Origin of the sequence: Longicatena caecimuris, from assembly GCF_018406465.1 — a bacterium.
GTDB classification, from domain to species: Bacteria; Bacillota_I; Bacilli_A; order Erysipelotrichales; family Erysipelotrichaceae; genus Longicatena; species Longicatena caecimuris.
Genome location: NZ_AP024510.1, coordinates 427,253 through 446,443 on the forward strand (window position 1 = coordinate 427,253; position 19,191 = coordinate 446,443).

20 protein-coding genes and 2 pseudogenes are annotated in these 19,191 nt (G+C 49.4%); all 22 read left to right on the top strand.

Annotated elements, in window-relative coordinates; all coding sequences use genetic code 11:
- The first annotated feature begins 52 nt into the window (after positions 1–52).
- The 22 genes and pseudogenes from KJS44_RS02075 (at position 53) to KJS44_RS02175 (ending at position 19,073) form a co-directional block, all read left to right on the top strand.
- Positions 53–1,261, top strand: coding sequence for a tyrosine-type recombinase/integrase (locus KJS44_RS02075; protein WP_117965622.1), 1,209 nt, complete (start codon positions 53–55; stop codon positions 1,259–1,261).
- A 641-nt stretch (positions 1,262–1,902) separates the two neighbouring features.
- On the top strand, positions 1,903–2,724 hold the full coding sequence (locus KJS44_RS02080; RefSeq protein WP_213540175.1) for a ParA family protein: 822 nt from the start codon (positions 1,903–1,905) through the stop codon (positions 2,722–2,724).
- Entirely contained in the window at positions 2,681–3,607 is a 927-nt protein-coding gene (locus KJS44_RS02085; RefSeq protein WP_062807364.1) for a ParB/RepB/Spo0J family partition protein, read from the top strand. Before KJS44_RS02080 ends, KJS44_RS02085 begins: the two co-directional genes overlap by 44 nt.
- A gap of 12 nt (positions 3,608–3,619) precedes the next feature.
- Positions 3,620–3,895, top strand: coding sequence for a DUF5720 family protein (locus tag KJS44_RS02090; protein ID WP_110104045.1), 276 nt, complete (start codon positions 3,620–3,622; stop codon positions 3,893–3,895).
- 29 nt (positions 3,896–3,924) lie between these two features.
- A complete protein-coding gene (locus KJS44_RS02095) occupies positions 3,925–4,110 on the top strand; it encodes a hypothetical protein (protein ID WP_110104044.1) in 186 nt (61 codons plus the stop codon).
- Between the two features lie 66 nt (positions 4,111–4,176).
- A complete protein-coding gene (locus KJS44_RS02100; protein ID WP_110104043.1) occupies positions 4,177–5,046 on the top strand; it encodes a DUF6017 domain-containing protein in 870 nt (289 codons plus the stop codon).
- Between the two features lie 33 nt (positions 5,047–5,079).
- On the top strand, positions 5,080–5,826 hold the full coding sequence (locus KJS44_RS02105) for a BRO family protein (RefSeq protein WP_110104042.1): 747 nt from the start codon (positions 5,080–5,082) through the stop codon (positions 5,824–5,826).
- 22 nt (positions 5,827–5,848) lie between these two features.
- Positions 5,849–6,160 (top strand): DUF5720 family protein, encoded by a 312-nt coding sequence (locus KJS44_RS02110; RefSeq protein ID WP_006775629.1) that lies wholly within the window; start codon positions 5,849–5,851, stop codon positions 6,158–6,160.
- A gap of 12 nt (positions 6,161–6,172) precedes the next feature.
- On the top strand, positions 6,173–6,592 hold the full coding sequence (locus KJS44_RS02115) for a DUF4313 domain-containing protein (RefSeq protein ID WP_006775630.1): 420 nt from the start codon (positions 6,173–6,175) through the stop codon (positions 6,590–6,592).
- Between the two features lie 86 nt (positions 6,593–6,678).
- Positions 6,679–7,179 carry a PcfB family protein gene (locus tag KJS44_RS02120; RefSeq protein WP_002570687.1) on the top strand — a complete coding sequence of 167 codons (501 nt, stop codon included), beginning with the start codon at positions 6,679–6,681 and terminating at the stop codon, positions 7,177–7,179.
- Positions 7,176–7,865: pseudogene (locus KJS44_RS02125) on the top strand (type IV secretory system conjugative DNA transfer family protein); the annotation flags it as partial. The gene KJS44_RS02120 and the pseudogene KJS44_RS02125, both read left to right, overlap by 4 nt.
- 693 nt (positions 7,866–8,558) lie before the next feature.
- The gene (gene ltrA, locus KJS44_RS02130; protein ID WP_244976539.1) at positions 8,559–10,427 is read left to right on the top strand and encodes a group II intron reverse transcriptase/maturase; all 1,869 of its coding nucleotides are present in this window, start codon (positions 8,559–8,561) and stop codon (positions 10,425–10,427) included.
- Positions 10,428–10,464: 37 nt separating this feature from the next.
- The gene (locus KJS44_RS14630; protein ID WP_276512699.1) at positions 10,465–10,599 is read left to right on the top strand and encodes a hypothetical protein; all 135 of its coding nucleotides are present in this window, start codon (positions 10,465–10,467) and stop codon (positions 10,597–10,599) included.
- Positions 10,580–11,719 (top strand): annotated as a pseudogene (locus tag KJS44_RS02135) (VirD4-like conjugal transfer protein, CD1115 family); the annotation flags it as partial. The gene KJS44_RS14630 and the pseudogene KJS44_RS02135, both read left to right, overlap by 20 nt.
- A 220-nt stretch (positions 11,720–11,939) precedes the next feature.
- Positions 11,940–12,158, top strand: coding sequence for a Maff2 family mobile element protein (locus KJS44_RS02140; RefSeq protein ID WP_003525154.1), 219 nt, complete (start codon positions 11,940–11,942; stop codon positions 12,156–12,158).
- Between the two features lie 69 nt (positions 12,159–12,227).
- Positions 12,228–13,097: a VirB6/TrbL-like conjugal transfer protein, CD1112 family gene (locus KJS44_RS02145; RefSeq protein ID WP_213540176.1), complete on the top strand. Its 870-nt coding sequence runs from the start codon at positions 12,228–12,230 to the stop codon at positions 13,095–13,097.
- Between the two features lie 20 nt (positions 13,098–13,117).
- The gene (locus tag KJS44_RS02150; protein ID WP_009272665.1) at positions 13,118–13,573 is read left to right on the top strand and encodes a PrgI family protein; all 456 of its coding nucleotides are present in this window, start codon (positions 13,118–13,120) and stop codon (positions 13,571–13,573) included.
- Complete coding sequence (locus KJS44_RS02155; RefSeq protein ID WP_195551670.1) at positions 13,530–15,929, top strand: VirB4-like conjugal transfer ATPase, CD1110 family; 2,400 nt, start codon at positions 13,530–13,532, stop codon at positions 15,927–15,929. The genes KJS44_RS02150 and KJS44_RS02155 overlap by 44 nt, the downstream gene beginning before the upstream one ends.
- Positions 15,929–16,309: a DUF3851 domain-containing protein gene (locus KJS44_RS02160; protein WP_014078550.1), complete on the top strand. Its 381-nt coding sequence runs from the start codon at positions 15,929–15,931 to the stop codon at positions 16,307–16,309. Before KJS44_RS02155 ends, KJS44_RS02160 begins: the two co-directional genes overlap by 1 nt.
- The gene (locus KJS44_RS02165; protein WP_213540177.1) at positions 16,302–18,038 is read left to right on the top strand and encodes a C40 family peptidase; all 1,737 of its coding nucleotides are present in this window, start codon (positions 16,302–16,304) and stop codon (positions 18,036–18,038) included. The genes KJS44_RS02160 and KJS44_RS02165 overlap by 8 nt, the downstream gene beginning before the upstream one ends.
- A 29-nt stretch (positions 18,039–18,067) precedes the next feature.
- On the top strand, positions 18,068–18,319 hold the full coding sequence (locus KJS44_RS02170) for a DUF4315 family protein (RefSeq protein WP_006777886.1): 252 nt from the start codon (positions 18,068–18,070) through the stop codon (positions 18,317–18,319).
- Positions 18,309–19,073 (top strand): DUF4366 domain-containing protein, encoded by a 765-nt coding sequence (locus tag KJS44_RS02175; RefSeq protein WP_213540178.1) that lies wholly within the window; start codon positions 18,309–18,311, stop codon positions 19,071–19,073. Before KJS44_RS02170 ends, KJS44_RS02175 begins: the two co-directional genes overlap by 11 nt.
- Positions 19,074–19,191: the final 118 nt, after the last annotated feature.

The window sequence follows — 19,191 nt, forward strand, 5'->3', positions numbered from 1 at the left end:
ATTAAAGAGCAAAGATCAATTTGAATATATCAAGAAAATGGAGGAAGCAATAATGGCAAGAAAAAAAGTAGTGCCGGAATATGGAACAATTATGAAGAGGGGCGTTCAATATTACAGAACACGAATGCAGGATGCGGATGGAAAATGGATTTCGCTATATGCACAGACTCCTGAAGAGCTGTATGATAAATCCATTGAGATGAAGCGCAGTATTGAGGATGAAATATTCCGAAAGAATAATCCGACAGTAGCTGAGTATTGTGAAAAATGGTTGAAGATGCGCTCGGCGAGTGTGCGAGAAAACACATTGAGTGGATATGAGCGCACGATAAGAAAATACATTATTGGAGCTATTGGAGATATGTATATGGACGAAGTGACGACCGATGACCTTCGCTTGCTGCTGGTGCCAATCTCCAAGCAATCAGCTTCCCTGTACAGCAAAATGAATATGCTGATCAAATGTGTTTTCTATTCAGCAGAAGAAAGCAAAATCATCAGTTATAATCCGGCTGCGTCGCTTTCTGCAAAAGGCGGAACACCAAAGCAGGAAAAGAAGGCATTGACGGATGAGCAGGTGAAAATTCTTCTGGATACAATCAGGGGATTACCACCGTATGTTTTCGTAATGATTGGGTTGTACGCAGGGTTGAGGCGGGAAGAAATTCTTGCACTGCGATGGGATTGTGTTTTCCTGGATGGTGCCACCCCATATATATCGGTAAGGCGAGCATGGCGTTCTGTAAATAATCGTCCGGTAATTTCAACAGAGTTAAAAACGCCAGCAGCCAAAAGGGACATTCCAATTCCGGGCAAGTTGGTGGAATGTTTGAAAGAGGCAAAAGAAAAGTCAAAATCGGAATATGTGATCTCGGACAGGAATGGTAACGCTCTGGCTGAATCCCAGTTCGTGAGGGTGTGGAAGTACATAGCAGTTCGTTCTACGGAAGAACGCTGCTATTACACCTATGTGAATGGGCAGAAGATTAAGCATGTGGTACAGCCGAAGCTTGGTGAGCATCAGCCGAACAATCCGAAGTTGGTATATACGATGGATTTCCAAGTGACACCGCATCAATTACGTCACACTTATATCACGAACCTGATTTATGCTTCGGTTGATCCTAAAACCGTACAGTATCTTGCCGGACACGAAAACAGCAAGGTGACTATGGACATTTACGCCAAAGTCAAGTATAATAAACCTGCCCAATTGCATGGGGTGATTAACAGAGCAATCGACACATCAAAAAAAGATTAGGGTTAAAATCCGACAAAAGCCTACAAAATCGTGGGTTTAAGAACTGGTGGACGAAGAGCAAAATGCTTGAAAAACTGCGTAAAATCAAGCAAAATTGAGCTTCGGTTTCGTGAAATACGGTCTCAAGGCAGCTCGTCGCGCGCCTCAGTTCAGCAAGAGATAATCTGCTGTTCAAACCGTATCAAAATGGTTCAAAAACCCCGGAAAATCAAGGTTTTCCGGGGTTTTACTATATCTAAACGGGCTGATATAGTTTGACCAAATTTAGCAAAACGAGAGCCGTTTTCACCCAATTTTTAGTGGTCCGCAAGTGGTTAACCGGCCAAAAAGAGGGCAAAAAGAGGGTCAAGTGGTGCCCAAAGTGGTTAACCGAGAGCCGATTTTGTGGGTGTTTTGGGGGCTACTTTTCAGCCATCTTTCCCCTCGTTTTTGGCTGTGGCAGTTTGGCATAGTTTGACCTAATTTGAATAATTGAATATGAATTTGATACAGCACTCAGTGTAAAATGACTGGGTGCTTTTTTCATTTCAGGAACTCATATTCCGGCCATAGAAAGAGCCGTCACTTCACTTTTTATTTTGGAGTGGCGGCTTTTTCTATTTCCAGAAGCAACAGCAACAATCAGAAATGAGGTGAAGTCAATGAACACGCAAATCATCGCCATCGCCAACCAGAAGGGCGGCGTTGGCAAAACCACCACCTGTGCCAATCTTGGAATCGGTTTGGCACAGGCCGGAAAGAAAGTCCTGCTGATCGACGGAGATCCGCAAGGAAGCCTGACTATCAGCCTGGGCAATCCACAACCGGACAAGCTGCCCTTTACGCTGTCGGACGCTATGGGGCGTATCCTGATGGATGAGCTGCTTCGTCCCGGCGAGGGTATCCTGCACCACCCAGAGGGCGTAGACCTGATGCCTGCGGACATCCAGTTATCCGGTATGGAGGTATCCCTGGTAAATGCCATGAGCCGTGAGACTATCTTGAGGCAATATCTGGACACGCTGAAGGGGCAATACTCCCATATCCTCATCGACTGCCAGCCCTCCCTTGGGATGCTCACAGTCAATGCGCTGGCCGCTGCAAACAGGATCATAATTCCCGTTCAGGCGGAGTATCTGCCCGCCAAAGGGCTGGAACAGCTGCTCTCCACGGTAAACAAGGTAAAGCGGCAGATCAACCCCAAGCTCCAGATAGACGGTATCCTGCTGACGATGGTTGACAGCCGAACCAACTTTGCCAAAGAGATTTCCGCACTTTTGCGAGAGACCTATGGCAGCAAGATCAAAGTATTCGGCACAGAGATTCCCCATTCTGTCCGGGCAAAGGAAATCAGCGCCGAGGGAAAAAGCATTTTTGCCCATGATCCCGGCGGCAAGGTGGCAGAGGGCTACAAAAATCTGACGAAGGAGGTGTTGAAACTTGAAAAGCAGCGCGAAAAAAATAGAGCTGGCATCGGTAGATGATCTGTTCTCCACCGAAGAAGGCCGCCAGGATGCAAAGCTGGAAAAGATTCAGGAAATTCCGTTGTCTGAACTGCATCCGTTCAAGAACCACCCATTCAAAGTCAAGGATGACGAAGCCATGATGGAGACCGCTGACAGTATCAAGCAGTATGGCGTTCTGGTTCCGGCCATTGCCCGACCGGACCCGGAGGGCGGTTATGAGCTGGTAGCCGGACACAGGCGGCACAGAGCCAGTGAACTGGCAGAAAAGGAGACCATGCCGGTCATTGTTCGGGATTTGGATGATGATGCCGCTACAATCATTATGGTTGACAGCAATTTACAACGAGAAAGCCTGCTCCCCAGTGAAAGAGCATTTGCTTATAAAATGAAGCTGGATGCCATTAAGCACCAAGGAGCCAGGACGGATTTAACTTCGGCCCAAGTTGGGCCGAAGTTGACTGCGGCAGAAAAAATCGCGGAGAACAGTCCAGATAGCAAATCACAGATTAAGAGATTTATCCGTCTGACAGAGCTGATTCCTGAATTGATGGATATGGTGGATGAAAAGAAGATTGCCCTGAACCCTGCCTATGAGTTGTCCTTTCTCAAAAAGGAGGAACAGGTAGACCTGCTGGACGCGATGGACAGTGAACAGGCTACCCCTTCTCTTTCCCAAGCCCAGCGGCTCAAGAAATACAGCCAAGAGGGGCATCTGACCCTCGATATGATGCGTGTCATCATGGGTGAGGAAAAGAAAAGTGATCTGGACCGAGTGACATTTACCTCTGACACTTTGCGGAAGTATTTCCCCAAAAGCTACACGCCCCAGCGGATGCAGGAAACCATCATCAAGCTGCTGGAGGCATGGCAGAAAAAGCGTCAGAGAGACCAGGAACGATGAAAGGAGCCGCCTATGAGGGATATTTCAGCCCGTGAGCTGAAAGGACACAACATTCTCGCCGTAGAGAGGTTTTGGGATAATACCCGCTGGATGATCGAGTTTTCCGTCCTGCGTCCCAGCACTGCTTACGGCAGCCGCGGAGATGAAATGCGGTTGTTTTTGACTGAGGACGGGTATCAGACCGCCCTGCAAAGCCAACAGCGCCGGGAGATCAAAATCAAGCGTTACGCTCGTGTGATTGAGGGACATATCCTCGATTTCAAACCGGGAAAACGCCGCCGCTCATAAACCCATACAACGAAAGGAAAGGAATGACTATGTGTACGGTAAAGGAAATTCAAGAAGCAATCCGGGAAGATTGCAGATCTCAGCATGACATGGATTCAACGGATATTGACCGCGTGATGCAAACACTTCCTTTCGCCCAGGAGGAGCCATTTACAGAGGCGCGTCCCCAAAAGCCGCTGTTTTGGTTCTATGCAAGAAAATTTGAAAAGCGCTGAACACCGCAATTCTTTGAAATGAGGATTGCGGTTTTTTGTACCCAAAATTCGGAAGGAGTGAGGTCGATGGCCGTTTTTCGCATTGAACGGACCCGTGATTATACCGTGATGAGCAATCATCATTTACGAAATGCAAATCTGTCGTTAAAAGCCAAGGGGCTGCTTTCCATGATGCTGTCTTTGCCAGAGGACTGGAATTACACTACCCGTGGCCTTGCAAAGATCTGTAAGGAAGGCGTGGATGCCATCGGTGCTGCCCTGCGTGAACTGGAAGGAGCCGGATATATCGTGCGCCATCAGAGACGCGATAAAAGTGGGCGGATTACAGATACCGAGTATGTCATCTATGAACAGCCCCAGCCAGATATGTCCCAGCCGGATACGGCTTCACCAGATACGGAAAACCCGGATATGGTAAGACCGGATATGGAAAAGCCCGCAGAATTAAATATAGAGAAATCAAATACAGAAAAATCAATTACTTATGGATCAAGTACCGATTCCATTCCCTTCCGGGAAACAGCGGCGGCAAGACCGCCGGAACGGAAAGGAAGGGATGCGATGTCTGTCACAGAGATAGAAAATTATCGGGAGTTGATTTTGGAGAATATCGAGTATGACTGCTTGAAGCAGCGTTATCCTCTCTACCTGGATGACCTAAATGAGATCGTAGAGCTGTTGGTCGAAACGGTCTGTGCCAAACGAAAGACCACCCGGATCTCTGGGGCAGACTTCCCTCACGAGATCGTGCGTTCCCGTTTTTTGAAACTGGACAGCTCCCACATCGAGTTTGTCATGGACTGTCTGCAAAAGAATACCACCCAGGTACGCAACATGAAGCAGTACCTGCTTGCAGTGCTGTTCAATGCGCCTACCACCATGAACAATCACTTCACTTCATTGGTCAACCACGATATGCACGCAGGCGGCTGGTAAAGGCCGCCTTTATCATGCCAAAGGAGGCACGACATGAACCAGATGGAAATTTTCAAAAACCCGGAGTTTGGCAGTATCCGGGTCATCGAAGAAAACGGCAAATACCTGTTCTGCGGAACGGATGTGGCCGCTGCGCTGGGGTACAGCAATCCCCGCGATGCAATTATCCGCCATTGTAGGTATGTCGTGAAACGCGACGCACCTCACCCACAAAGCCCCGACCGCAAAATCAGTATGACTTTTATCCCCGAAGGAGATTTGTACCGCCTGATCGTTCACAGCAAATTGCCATCGGCAGAGCGGTTTGAACAGTGGGTATTCGATGATGTCCTGCCTACTATTCGTAAGCACGGGGCCTATCTCACAAAAGAGAAGCTGTGGGAGGTTGCCACTTCCCCGGAGGCTCTGATGAAGCTCTGCTCAGACTTGTTGGCTGAGCGTGAAGCGAATATTTCTCTGCGTAAGGAAAATGCACAGCTGGAGGGCAAAGCCGCTTTCTATGACCTGTTCATCGACTTAAAGCACAGCACCAATCTCAGGACTACCGCCAAAGAGTTGGATGTCCCGGAGCGCCGGTTTGTTCGGTTTCTGATAGAACGGCGGTTTGTGTACCGCACGGCATCCGGCAATGTGCTGCCTTATGCCAATGTGAAAAATGCAGGGCTGTTTTGCGTCAAAGACTACTGCAACCACGGTCATACCGGTTCCTACACGCTGGTCACGCCCCAGGGCAAGCTCTATTTTGCTCAGCTGCGGGAGATGATCTTGCTGGTCTTATAAGAACAGAAAGGAAGTGGGTTTTATGCAGGAAGGAAAAACAATCGGTCAGCTGATGGAGGAAATGCGTCAGAAAGCCGGGGCGCAGAACTATCACGGCCATGACTACATGGATCTTCAGCGATTTGCGGAGAACACCCGGCACATGATTATTTTTGATGTGCTGACGAATGACTCCCCGGTGGGCTGGAAAGGAGAACGAACCCGCCTGTTTTTGTCAGATATAGGCTATGAAAAAGCTCTGGACAGTCAGGCAAAGGGGCAGATCAAGATTCTCAGCCATGCAAAGGTCAGAAATGGAGATTTGTTTTATGACCACAAAGAACAGATACGATAGGAGGAATCTGATATGAATGAGGAAAAGAAAGTCCCCTTCAAGTGGGAATATGGGGAAGAAACCATATCGCTGCAACTTGGGATGTATGCGAATAATCAGCGGCTTTATATCGGCATGATTACCCATACAGAAGATGGAGCAGAACCGTTTGCAGATATGACGGTGAACCTACCGGGATATTCCCTGGACCCCGGAGAGGCGTTTATTTCCGGTGACATCAGCAAGGACCTGCTGCGATTCATCAAAGAGAACAAATTGGGGAAGGTGCTTCCCTATCAGGTGCAGTCCGGTTATGGAAAATATTCTGCCGTTGCCTTTGATCTGGAGAAGTTGAAGGTATTTGATCCCAAAGGTGTGGCAGAGTTTCGGGAAGAGTGGAATTTGCCGGATAAGAAGCCGGTAAAGAAAAAGAGCCGCGGGATGGAGCGATGAAGAAATATTTTCTCCGGCGGCTGGTGGTCCCGCCTTAGAAGAAAATGCACCACCCCTGCACATTTTGTGGAAAGGAGGCGATGAAAATGCAGGAAGAAGTGGAAAACAGAACTTTAACGCTGGTTGTCAGTGGAACAAAGTTCACCGGCAGGCTGCTCAAAGCCGCCATCAGCAAGTACATGGCCCACTGCAAGGAAAAGAAGCTGCAAAAGCAAAGAAGCCGTGACGCTCCTGTGACACCCCACGGAAAACAGACCGTCAAGCAGCTCATTGGTCAGAATCAGGGGATCTCCAATATCGAGATCACAGACCCTTCCATCAAGGAATTTGAGAAGATCGCCCGGAAATATGGTGTGGACTATGCGGTGAAGAAAGACCGCAGTAGCTCCCCACCCAAGTACCTGATCTTTTTCAAAGGCCGTGACGCCGATGCGCTGACCGCTGCATTTACCGAGTACACCAGCAAAAAGGTCAAGAAGGCCGAGAAAACAGAACGCCCGTCTGTGCTGGCAAAACTCAGTCAGTTCAAAGAGATGGTCAAAAATGCCGTGGTGGACCGCACCAAGCGAAAGGAGCTGGAACGATGAAAAAGCAGTTTGACATCAAAAAGCTCGTTTTGCTGAACCTGCCCTATCTCCTGATGGGGCTGTTTACTACCAACTTCGGGGAGGCATGGCGACTGGCTCAGGGGGCAAATGCTTCAGAGAAATTCCTTTCTCTGTTTGCTGTCCTGCCTGGGGCGCTGCAAAGCATCTGGCCCAGCCTGCACCCGCTGGATCTGCTGGTGGGGCTGTGCTGCGGTGCTGGCCTGCGTCTGGCGGTGTATCTCAAAAGTAAAAACGCCAAGAAGTACCGTCACGGCATGGAGTATGGTTCTGCCCGTTGGGGAACCCATGAGGACATTGCACCCTACATCGACCCGGTATTCCAGAACAATGTGATTCTGACGAAAACGGAGAGCCTGACAATGAACAGCCGCCCCAAGGACCCAAAGACCGCCAGAAACAAAAATGTGCTGGTGATTGGCGGCTCCGGTTCCGGTAAGACCCGCTTCTGGCTCAAACCGAATCTGATGCAGATGCACAGTTCCTATGTGGTCACAGACCCGAAGGGAACCATTTTGGTGGAGTGCGGAAAAATGCTCCAAAGGGGCGCACCCAAGCTGGGGAAAGACGGAAAGCCTATGAAGGATAAGCACGGCAAGGTCATTTATGAGCCGTACCGAATCAAGGTCCTAAATACCATCAACTTCAAGAAGTCCATGCACTATAACCGTGCGACTTGTTCGCCGCTGAAAAGGCGGCGCACAGCGCTGTTTTTAATCAGTTCTGTGAACTGATAATTCGAGAGGTGGAATGATAGGGTAACGCCTTGAAGCGCCTCCCCTGATACTCCGGCATGCGTCATCACTCTGTGATGAGGTGTGAAGCCCGGTAAAGTCGGCAGAAAGGTGCCGTAACAGATAACGCTGACGAAACCTGTCCAGAGGTGGACGGCGCACCCCATATGCCGGGGGTCTATAAAATACCTATGGTGAGAATGGCAGCAATGCCTGACGAAACTCCCGAATGTAAAGGTCTAAAAGTGCCACATACAGAAATGTATGTGTGGGTTCATGCCCAGACAGTGCGGTCTAGTAGGAATGGTTGTTACGAACCACCGTGATGTGTTACAGGCACATGCAAGCTGTCAGGCTTAGAGGGAACACCTAAGGGTATATATGTACAGATAGAATTATCGGAACAAGGAAAGGCAGAGAGTCCTATGGATAATCCGGCGAAGAACAATAAGCGGATGAATCTCTGCTGAAAGGTCGTGGTCGAACTGTCGATGTTGCCTGCGAAAAAGAGGGCGACGGAGGAATGGCCACAAGTCAGGCAGAAAATCAGCAGTACACACTCTCTAATCATGCAGTCGAGTAAGAATAAGAAATTGTCACTCGAATCAATGAAACGGGGTGATGTACATGACACAAAAAGCTAAAAAAAGAAGCAAACTGCGCCATGCGGAATACTACGACATGCAGAACATCTTTGATGAACTGTATGCAAAAAGCAGAGATGGAGAAATATTCAATAATCTCGTAGAAATCATTGCGGCACCAAATAACATCATGCTTGCTTTCAGAAATATTAAAAGCAATGATGGGAGCCATACCGCCGGCACAGATGGGAGAACGATAGAATCACTGGCAGATATGCCGGGAGAAGATTTTGTCTCCCTTATTCAAAAACAGTTTACAAGGTATGTGCCAAAAACAGTAAGGAGGGTAGAGATTCCCAAACCAAATGGGAAATTAAGACCGTTAGGCATACCGTGTATCATAGACCGGATTGTACAGCAATGCATATTACAGGTCATGGAGCCAATCTGTGAAGCAAAGTTCTATGAACATTCATACGGCTTCAGACCTTGCAGGAGCGCTGAAAACGCTGTCTCCTACGCTTATGGACTGGCTCAAAGGAACAAGCTCCACTATGTGGTGGACGTGGATATAAAGGGGTTCTTTGACAACGTAAATCATAGAAAGCTGTTACAGCAGATATGGACGCTGGGTATACGGGATACCAAACTGATTCAGATAATCAAAGCAATGCTGAAAGCGCCAATTCAAATGCCAGATGGAGAAATCTTATATCCAGACAGGGGAACCCCTCAGGGCGGCATACTTTCCCCGCTGTTAGCCAACATTGTCCTGAACGAACTGGACTGGTGGATAGCGTCACAGTGGGAGGGTATGGCAGACCATATGAAGTCTCCTTGTAAGGTCACATATTATCCGAATGGGGCAGAGAAAAAGTGCAACAGCTACACGGCGCTCAAAAAGAGCAACCTCAAGGAAATGCGTATAGTCCGGTATGCAGATGATTTTAAAATCTTTTGCAGAAACTGTAAGGACGCTGACAGAGCATACCATGCGGTTAAGGACTGGCTACTAAAGCGGCTCAAACTGGAAATTTCCGATGAAAAATCAAAGGTCACAAATCTCAGGAAAAGAGACAGTGAATTTCTGGGGTTCCGTATGAAGCTGATAAGGAAACGCAGGACATGGGTAATCAGTTCAAATGTCTGTGACAAGGCAATGTCGCATATGCAGAAAGAACTCTCAAAAGCAATTATAGAGATTCAGAACAGCAAGACAGCAAGTGACATAAAGAGCAACATTCACGAATACAACGCCAAAGTCATAGGTATGCAGAACTATTATTGCATTGCTACGAGGATAAATCTGAATTTCAGCCGAATGGCTCATGTGAATAACGGTCGCTTTCTCCATCGGATAGATGGATATAAAAAGCAGGGCGAGCTAAACAACAAATATTTAAAAAAACGGTATGGAAAATCGAAGCAAATGCGCTGGATTGGAGATACACCAGTAGTACCTCTGGCATATGTGCAGTTTAAAATACCAATGCGCAAGAGCAGGAAAATCAACCCATATACTCCAAACGGAAGAATGGAAATCCACAGCAATCTGAAACTGAACGTTGAAGATATGCTCTGGCTCATGCGCCACCCGGTAACAGGTGAAACGGTACAGTTCAATGATAACCGAATCTCTCTCTATGCCGGACAGGAAGGTAAATGTGCAATCACCGGGGAACATCTGGAAGTGATTCACTGTACTTGTTACAGAAAATCGAATGAGTGTAAAAATGGAAGGGACAGTTACCGTAATCTGTTGCTTTTATCACCTACCGGATATGAACTTATCTCAACAACAGACAGTATAAAGTTCGCTACACTGACAAAGAAGTATGATTTGAATAAGGCACAAATTACTAAAGTAAACAAACTGCGCGTTGCCGCAGGATTGGCAGAAATGTCAATGTAAATCGTAACAAACTGATTTAGCTAATGTGAAAGAGTGAGTGTGTATCACTGCTGAAACTATGCTTGATGGGGCGCCGGATGCGGTGAAAGTCGCATGTCCGGTGCTAGCCGGGGGAAAAGCCGGAGATAACATCAAAGGCTTACCTATCGGAACCTTTCGCCTATATCCATAGCGAAAAGGACATCTTGAAGCTGGTAACAACGCTGATCGCCAATACCAAAGGCGAAGGCAAGGCCGGAGACGATTTCTGGGTAAAAGCAGAAACCTTGTTATACTGCGCGCTTATTGGCTATATCCATTATGAGGCTCCGGTGGAGGAACAAAACTTCTCCACCCTCATTGAGTTCATCAACGCCATGGAAGTCCGTGAGGATGACGAGGAGTTCAAAAACCCCGTAGACCTGATGTTTGATGCACTGGAAGCCGAGAAGCCAAACCACTTTGCGGTGCGCCAGTATAAGAAATATAAGCTGGCCGCCGGAAAAACAGCCAAGTCGATTTTGATTTCCTGCGGCGCTCGCCTTGCCGTGTTCGACATTGCAGAGTTGCGTGAGGTCACGGCTTATGATGAGCTGGAGCTGGATACTCTGGGAGACAGGAAAACTGCTCTGTTCCTCATTATGAGTGATACGGATGACAGCTTTAACTTCCTGATCTCCATGTGTTATACCCAGCTTTTCAATCTGCTCTGCGAAAAAGCCGACGATGTGTATGGCGGCAGGCTTCCGGTTCATGTGCGCTGTTTGATTGATGAGTGTGCTAACATCGGGCAGATTCCGAAACTGGAAAAGCTGGTGGCCACCATCCGAAGCCGTGAAATCTCTGCCTGTCTGGTGTTGCAGGCACAGAGTCAGCTCAAGGCGATCTATAAGGATAACGCAGATACCATCATCGGTAACATGGATACATCCATCTTCCTGGGCGGTAAAGAGCCGACTACCCTCAAAGAGCTGGCTGCCGTGCTGGGCAAGGAAACCATCGACACCTACAACACCGGAGAGAGCCGTGGGAGGGAAACCTCCCATTCACTCAACTATCAAAAATTGGGGAAAGAGCTGATGAGCCAGGATGAGCTTGCTGTTATGGATGGAGGCAAGTGTATCCTCCAGCTGCGCGGTGTGCGTCCTTTCCTTTCGGATAAGTACGACATCACCAAGCACCCCAATTTCAAGTACACTGCCGACGCGGATGACAAGAACGCTTTTGATATTGAAGCATTTTTGTCCGCAAGGCTGAAACTCAAGCCCAATGAGGTCTGCGATGTATATGAAGTAGACACAAAGGGTGCTTAATTTCGTTCCGCTTTAGAAGGGAGTGATCTTATCTATTCGCCGCACCTGCCCTCTATGGGCCATTGGCGTACAAAGCGGACAATCGCAAGAAAAAATAATGAAAAAGGAGGACAGCCGGAATCATGCCCCCCGGAAACCGGGCGGCAGATTGTTCCGGCTTTTGTATGCCTATGAAACATGACAAACCTATTTTTTAATCAGATTCCGGCTAACAAACTATATGGCATTTTTTGAACAGGCAATCACCGTTCTTCAGACCCTCGTTATCGCGCTCGGTGCCGGTCTCGGTATCTGGGGCGTTATCAACCTGCTGGAAGGTTACGGCAACGACAACCCCGGCGCCAAGAGCCAGGGCATGAAGCAGCTCATGGCCGGTGCTGGTGTAGCCGTAGTCGGCATGGTCCTTGTACCTCTGCTCTCCGGGCTTTTCTCTGTCTAAGCGTCTCCGTATGAAATCCTTGCCGCTCCCGCAGCTTTGCGGGGGCGGCGGAAAGGAGGTTGACACCGTATGGATTTCTTACTTGAAGCCCTGACAAATTGGCTGAAAGAAATGCTGGTGGGCGGTATTATGAGCAACCTTTCGGGGATGTTTGACAGTGTAAATCAGCAGGTCGCGGATATATCCGTACAGGTAGGCCAGACCCCACAGGGATGGAATGGCAATATTTTCAGCATGATTGAGAATCTGTCCAACTCCATCATGGTGCCGATTGCAGGTGTGATTCTGGCTATCGTGATGATCGTAGACCTGATCCAGATGATTGCAGACAAGAACAACCTGCATGATGTGGATACCTGGATGATTTTCAAGTGGGTGTTCAAATCAGCTGCCGCCATCCTCATTGTCACAAACACATGGAATATCGTGATGGGCGTCTTTGATATGGCGCAGAGCGTAGTGGCGCAGGCGGCAGGGATTATCAATTCGGATGCGTCCATTGACATTTCCTCAGTTATGACCGATCTGGAACCGAGGCTGATGGAAATGGATCTGGGACCGCTGTTCGGACTGTGGTTCCAATCCCTCTTTATTGGCATTACTATGTGGGCGTTATATATCTGTATCTTTATCGTTATTTATGGCCGTATGATCGAAATCTACCTTGTGACTTCGGTGGCTCCCGTTCCAATGGCTGCAATGATGGGTAAAGAATGGGGCGGTATGGGACAGAATTACCTCCGATCCCTGCTGGCGCTGGGCTTTCAGGCGTTTCTCATTATCGTCTGCGTGGCAATTTATGCTGTGCTGGTGCAGAACATCGCTCTGGAAGATGACATCATCATGGCAATCTGGAGCTGCGTGGGCTACACCGTACTGCTGTGCTTTACACTATTCAAAACCGGCAGCCTCGCAAAATCAGTCTTTCAGGCGCATTAAAACGGAAGGAGGTTTCCACATTGGCTTATGTACCCGTACCCAAGGACTTAACAAAAGTCAAAACAAAGGTCATGTTCAATCTGACCAAGCGGCAGCTTATCTGTTTCACGGGCGGAGCGCTTATTGGCGTACCGCTTTTCTTTTTGCTCAGAAAACCTACCGGAAACAGTGTAGCGGCTATGTGTATGATGCTGGTTATGCTGCCCTTCTTTATGCTGGCTATGTATGAAAAGCATGGACAGCCCCTTGAAAAGATCGTGGGCAACATTCTCAAAGTAGCTGTGATCCGTCCCAAGCAGCGTCCCTACCAGACCAATAACTTTTATGCCGTATTAAAGCGGCAGGAAATGCTCGATAAGGAGGTGTATGACATTGTTCACCGCAATAAAAAAATGGCTGCATCGGATGTTCGGGAAAACCGAGGAAAAAACTGTGCAGCCGGTAAAGACAAAGAAAAAGCTGTCCCGCGCCGATAAGAAGCAGATCGAAGCGGCCATTGTCCGCGCCAACCGCACGGACAAAAAAGGAAAATCTGCGCAGGACAGTATCCCTTATGAACGGATGTGGCCGGACGGGATCTGCCGCATATCGGACAGCCACTACACAAAGATCATTCAGTTTCAGGACATCAACTATCAACTCTCCCAAAACGAAGATAAGACGGCAATCTTTGAGGGTTGGTGTGATTTCCTCAATTATTTTGACAGCTCGATTCATTTCCAACTGTCTTTTTTGAACCTTGCGGCATCGGAGGAGACCTTTGCTAACTCCATTTCCATCCCGCCCCAAAGGGATGCCTTTGACAGTATCCGCGAGGAATACACCACAATGCTGCAAAATCAGCTGGCAAGAGGTAACAACGGTCTCATCAAGACCAAATACCTGACCTTTGGTATCGACGCAGACAGCATCAAAGCCGCCAAGCCCCGTCTGGAGCGTATTGAGACCGATATACTCAACAACTTCAAGCGTCTTGGTGTAGCTGCCAGAACGCTGGATGGTAAAGAAAGGCTTTCTCAGCTTCATGCGGTATTCCACATGGATGAACAGCTCCCGTTTCAGTTTGAATGGGACTGGCTGGCTCCTTCCGGTCTGTCCACAAAGGATTTTATTGCACCAAGCTCCTTTGAGTTCCGCACCGGCAAGCAGTTCCGTATGGGCAAGAAATACGGGGCTGTTTCTTTTTTGCAGATTTTAGCCCCGGAGCTGAATGACCGTCTGCTGGCTGATTTTCTGGATATGGAAAGCTCGCTCATTGTGAGTATGCACATTCAGTCGGTGGATCAGGTGAAAGCCATCAAAACGGTAAAGCGCAAGATTACCGACCTGGACCGCAGCAAGATCGAGGAACAGAAAAAAGCAGTCCGCGCCGGATATGACATGGACATCATTCCATCTGATCTTGCGACCTACGGCAGTGAAGCGAAAAAACTCTTGCAGGATTTGCAGAGCCGCAACGAGAGAATGTTCCTTTTGACCTTTCTGGTGCTGAACACAGCGGACAATCCCCGTCAGCTTGGCAACAACATTTTCCAGGCAGGCTCCATTGCCCAGAAGTATAACTGTCAGCTGACCAGGCTGGACTTTCAGCAGGAAGAAGGGCTGATGAGCTGTCTGCCCCTGGGACTCAATCAGATCGAGATCCAGCGAGGACTGACCACCAGTTCTACAGCTATCTTTGTGCCCTTTACTACGCAGGAACTGTTCCAGAACGGGAAAGAAGCTCTGTACTACGGCATCAACGCCCTATCCAACAACCTCATCATGGTGGACAGAAAGCTGCTGAAAAACCCCAACGGCCTGATTTTGGGTACGCCGGGTTCCGGTAAGTCCTTCAGCGCAAAACGAGAAATCGCCAACTGCTTTTTGCTTACCAGTGATGATGTCATTATCTGTGACCCGGAAGCGGAGTACGCACCTCTTGTTGAGCGTCTGCATGGGCAGGTCATCAAGATCTCGCCTACCTCTGCCAACTACATCAATCCGATGGACCTGAACCTGGACTACTCGGATGATGAAAGCCCGCTGTCCCTCAAGTCTGACTTTATCCTCAGCTTGTGTGAGCTGATCGTGGGCGGTAAGGAGGGCTTGCAGCCGGTGCAGAAAACCATTATTGACCGCTGTGTGCGTCTGGTCTATCAGACTTACCTCAATGACCCGCGCCCGGAGAATATGCCCATACTGGAGGATTTGTATAACCTGCTTCGGGAACAGGAAGAAAAGGAAGCCCAGTATATCGCTACGGCTCTTGAAATCTATGTAACCGGCTCCCTCAATGTGTTCAATCACCAGAGCAATGTGGACATCAACAACCGCATTGTCTGCTATGACATCAAGGAACTGGGTAAGCAGCTCAAGAAAATCGGTATGCTGGTGGTACAGGATCAGGTGTGGAACCGCGTTACCATTAACCGCGCTGTCCACAAGTCCACCCGCTACTACATCGACGAGATGCACCTGCTTTTGAAGGAGGAACAGACCGCTGCCTATACGGTGGAAATCTGGAAGCGATTCCGCAAATGGGGCGGCATCCCGACAGGTATCACCCAGAATGTCAAAGACCTTTTGAGCAGCCGCGAGGTAGAGAACATCTTTGAAAACTCCGACTTCGTGTATATGCTCAACCAGGCAGGCGGAGACCGTCAGATACTTGCCAAGCAGCTGGGCATTTCCACGCACCAGCTTAGCTATGTGACCCACTCCGGTGAGGGCGAGGGCCTGTTGTTCTATGGTTCCACGATCCTGCCTTTCGTGGATCACTTCCCGAAGAATACCGAGCTGTACCGTATTATGACCACCAAACCTCAGGAACTGAAAAAGGAGGATGAATGATTATGAACCCCAACATTTTGAATAAAAACCCGCTGATGTTTTTTGACAGGGCGGTAAATGCCCAGCGTAGCCAGCTGCTTACGGTCATGGCTGATGCGGTAAGTGAGTGCCGCACGGCGGCAGATCAGGCAGCCGAACTGAATGAGACCGGTCAAGTGGGGCTGCTCCGTCTGGCAGAGGTCTGGAGCACCATCCGTGCCAAGGAAGGTATGGGTGGTCTGGTTCTGGAAGGAACCGAAGCGAAAATCCTGTCCGATGTGGTGGCACAGTTTTATGCCTACCTGTCCGGTTGTATGTTCAACGATCCTGTGGGAATGGCCATTTATGCAGAGCTGCACTACATGATGTCCTCCCTCATGCTGGGAGAATGGTTTGAATAAGGAGCCGCGCCTGCGCTTTACTGATGAGGAACGGTCTGACCCTGCGCTGGAAAAGCCGATCCGTAAAGCGGAGAAAGCTGCGGCCAGAGCAGATAAGGCGCAGGCCAATATCCCAAAGAAAAAGGTCAGGCAGACGGTCATCGACCCGGATACCGAAAAAAAGACCTCGAAGTTGACCTTTGAGGACAAGAAAAAGCCACCCTCCAAACTTTCTCAAGGGGTCAAGGAAGCTCCCGTCCATCTGGTTGCGGGCAAGCTCCACAAAGAGATCCGGGAAATAGAACAGGACAATGTGGGCGTGGAAAGCGCCCACAAGTCCGAGGAAGCGGTGGAGACCGGCGCTTATCTGGTGCGGGAGGGCTATCGCAGCCACAAGCTGAAGCCGTACCGCAAAGCAGCCCAGGCAGAGCGTCAACTGGAAAAGGCAAATGTAAATGTTCTGTACCAGAAATCTTTGCAGGAAAATCCCCAGTTTGCCAGCAACCCTCTTTCACGCTGGCAGCAAAAGCAGGCCATCAAAAAGCAGTATGCCGCCGCCAAACACGCCGGTCAGACTGCCGGAAATACCGCCCAGGCGGCATCCAAAACCGGAAAAGCCGCAAGGACGGTAAAAGAAAAGGTACAGCAGGCAGGGGCATTCGTCATGCGCCACAAGAAGGGTTTCCTGATGGCAGGGGTTTTGTTCCTCATTACCTGTATGCTGATGAATACCATGTCCTCCTGCTCCATGATGGCGCAGAGCATCGGTTCCGTTCTCTCCGGCACCACCTATCCGTCGGATGACCCGGAAATGCTGGCGGTGGAGGCAGATTATGCAGCCAGAGAAGCCCAGTTGCAGGAGGAAATCGACAACATTGAAAGCAGTCACCCAGGGTATGACGAGTATCGCTATGACCTTGGTATGATCGGCCATGACCCTCATGAGCTGGCAGCATTTCTCTCTGCCGTCTTGCAAGGCTACACCCGGCAGAGCGCTCAGGCAGAGCTGGCGCGTGTGTTTGCAGCACAGTATCAGCTGACGCTTACTGAGGAAGTGGAGATTCGCTACCGCACGGAGACCTCCACCGACCCGGAGACCGGCGAGACCACCTCAGAAGAAGTCCCCTATGAGTATTACATTTTGAATGTGAAACTCACCAGCAAGCCCATTTCCGCTGTGGCGTCGGAGATTCTGACCCCGGAGCAGATGGAAATGTATCAGGTCTACCGACAGACCATGGGCAATAAGCCGTTGTTGTTTGGCGGCGGTTCCCCTGATACCAGCGGCTCGGAAGATCTGTCCGGTGTGCAGTTCATTAACGGTACCCGCCCCGGCAATCCTCAGCTGGTGGAACTGGCCAAGCGTCAGGTGGGCAATGTGGGCGGCTATCCTTATTGGAGCTGGTATGGCTTTGACAGCCGCGTGGAGTGGTGCGCCTGCTTTGTATCCTGGTGTTATAACCAGGCTGGAAAAAGTGAACCGCGCTTTGCAGGCTGTGAGTGGCAGGGCGTTCCGTGGTTCCAGTCTCATGGACAATGGGGTGCAAGAGGCTATAACAATCTGGCTCCCGGAGATGCAATTTTCTTTGATTGGGATTTGGATGGGACAGCAGACCATGTGGGTATCGTGATCGGTACGGATGGCAGCCGTGTTTATACCGTGGAGGGAAATTCCGGCGATGCCTGCAAGATCAAAAGTTATGACCTGAATTATCAAAGCATTAAAGGCTATGGTCTGATGAACTGGTAACAGAGATTTTTAAGAAGGAGTGATAGACGATGGCAAAGAACAAAATTGAGCGCATTGACCAGGAGATTACAAAGGTCCGCGAGAAGATCGCAGAGTATCAGGAAAAGCTCAAGGCGCTGGAAGCACAGAAAACCGAGGCAGAAAATCTGGAGATCGTCCAGATGGTGCGCGCTCTGCGTATGACCCCGACTCAGTTGAGCGCCATGCTGTCCGGTGGCACAGTTCCCGGCAGTTTGGCTGATGACAATAACGAACAGGAGGAAAACAGCTATGAGGAATAAACGATTGCTCCGAACACTTTCCGCCTTTTGCCTAACAATGGTTGTGGCATTTGGCTTTACGATCCCTGCTTTTGCACAGGGGTCAGAACAGGCACCGGCGGCACCGGCAGAGGATTCTACCAATGATAGCAACGTGATTGTGGAAGAAACAGAACCAGCACCGGCACTTACACCGGAGGGGAATGCGGCACTGGTGGATGATTTTGGAGGAAATAAGCAGCTTATTACTGTTACGACCAAAGCTGGAAATTACTTTTACATCCTGATTGACAGGGCGAATGAGGACAAGGAGACTGCTGTTCACTTTCTGAACCAGGTGGATGAAGCGGATTTGATGGCACTGATGGAAGATGAAAATGTCAAAGAGAAGCCGTCTGCTGTGTGTAGCTGCACGACAAAATGTGAAGCAGGGGCAGTCAATACGGCCTGCCCGGTCTGCGCAACTGATAAGAGTAAATGTACGGGCAAAGCACCGGAACCTCCGGCAGAAACATCGGAGCCGGAAAAAGAGAAGCCTGCCGGATTGAACCCGGCTGCGCTGGTCCTTTTACTGGCTCTGCTTGGTGGCGGTGGCGTATTTGCCTATTTGAAGCTCGTTAAGAACAAGCCTAAGACCAAGGGCAATGACAGTCTGGACGATTATGATTATGGCGAGGAAGATTCCGAGGAATGGGAAACCGAAAATGAGGAGTCGGACGAACCGGACGCTGACGGGGGCAGCACAGAAGAAGATGACGAGGACAGCGTGAAATGACCCGTTTCACAGACAGTCCCTATGAACGCATGATGACACGCAGGCCGGAGGGCGGGAGGGAAACTTCCCGTCCTCCTTCTTTACCCCACAACCACCCCTGCTATGGTTGCGGGAGTTA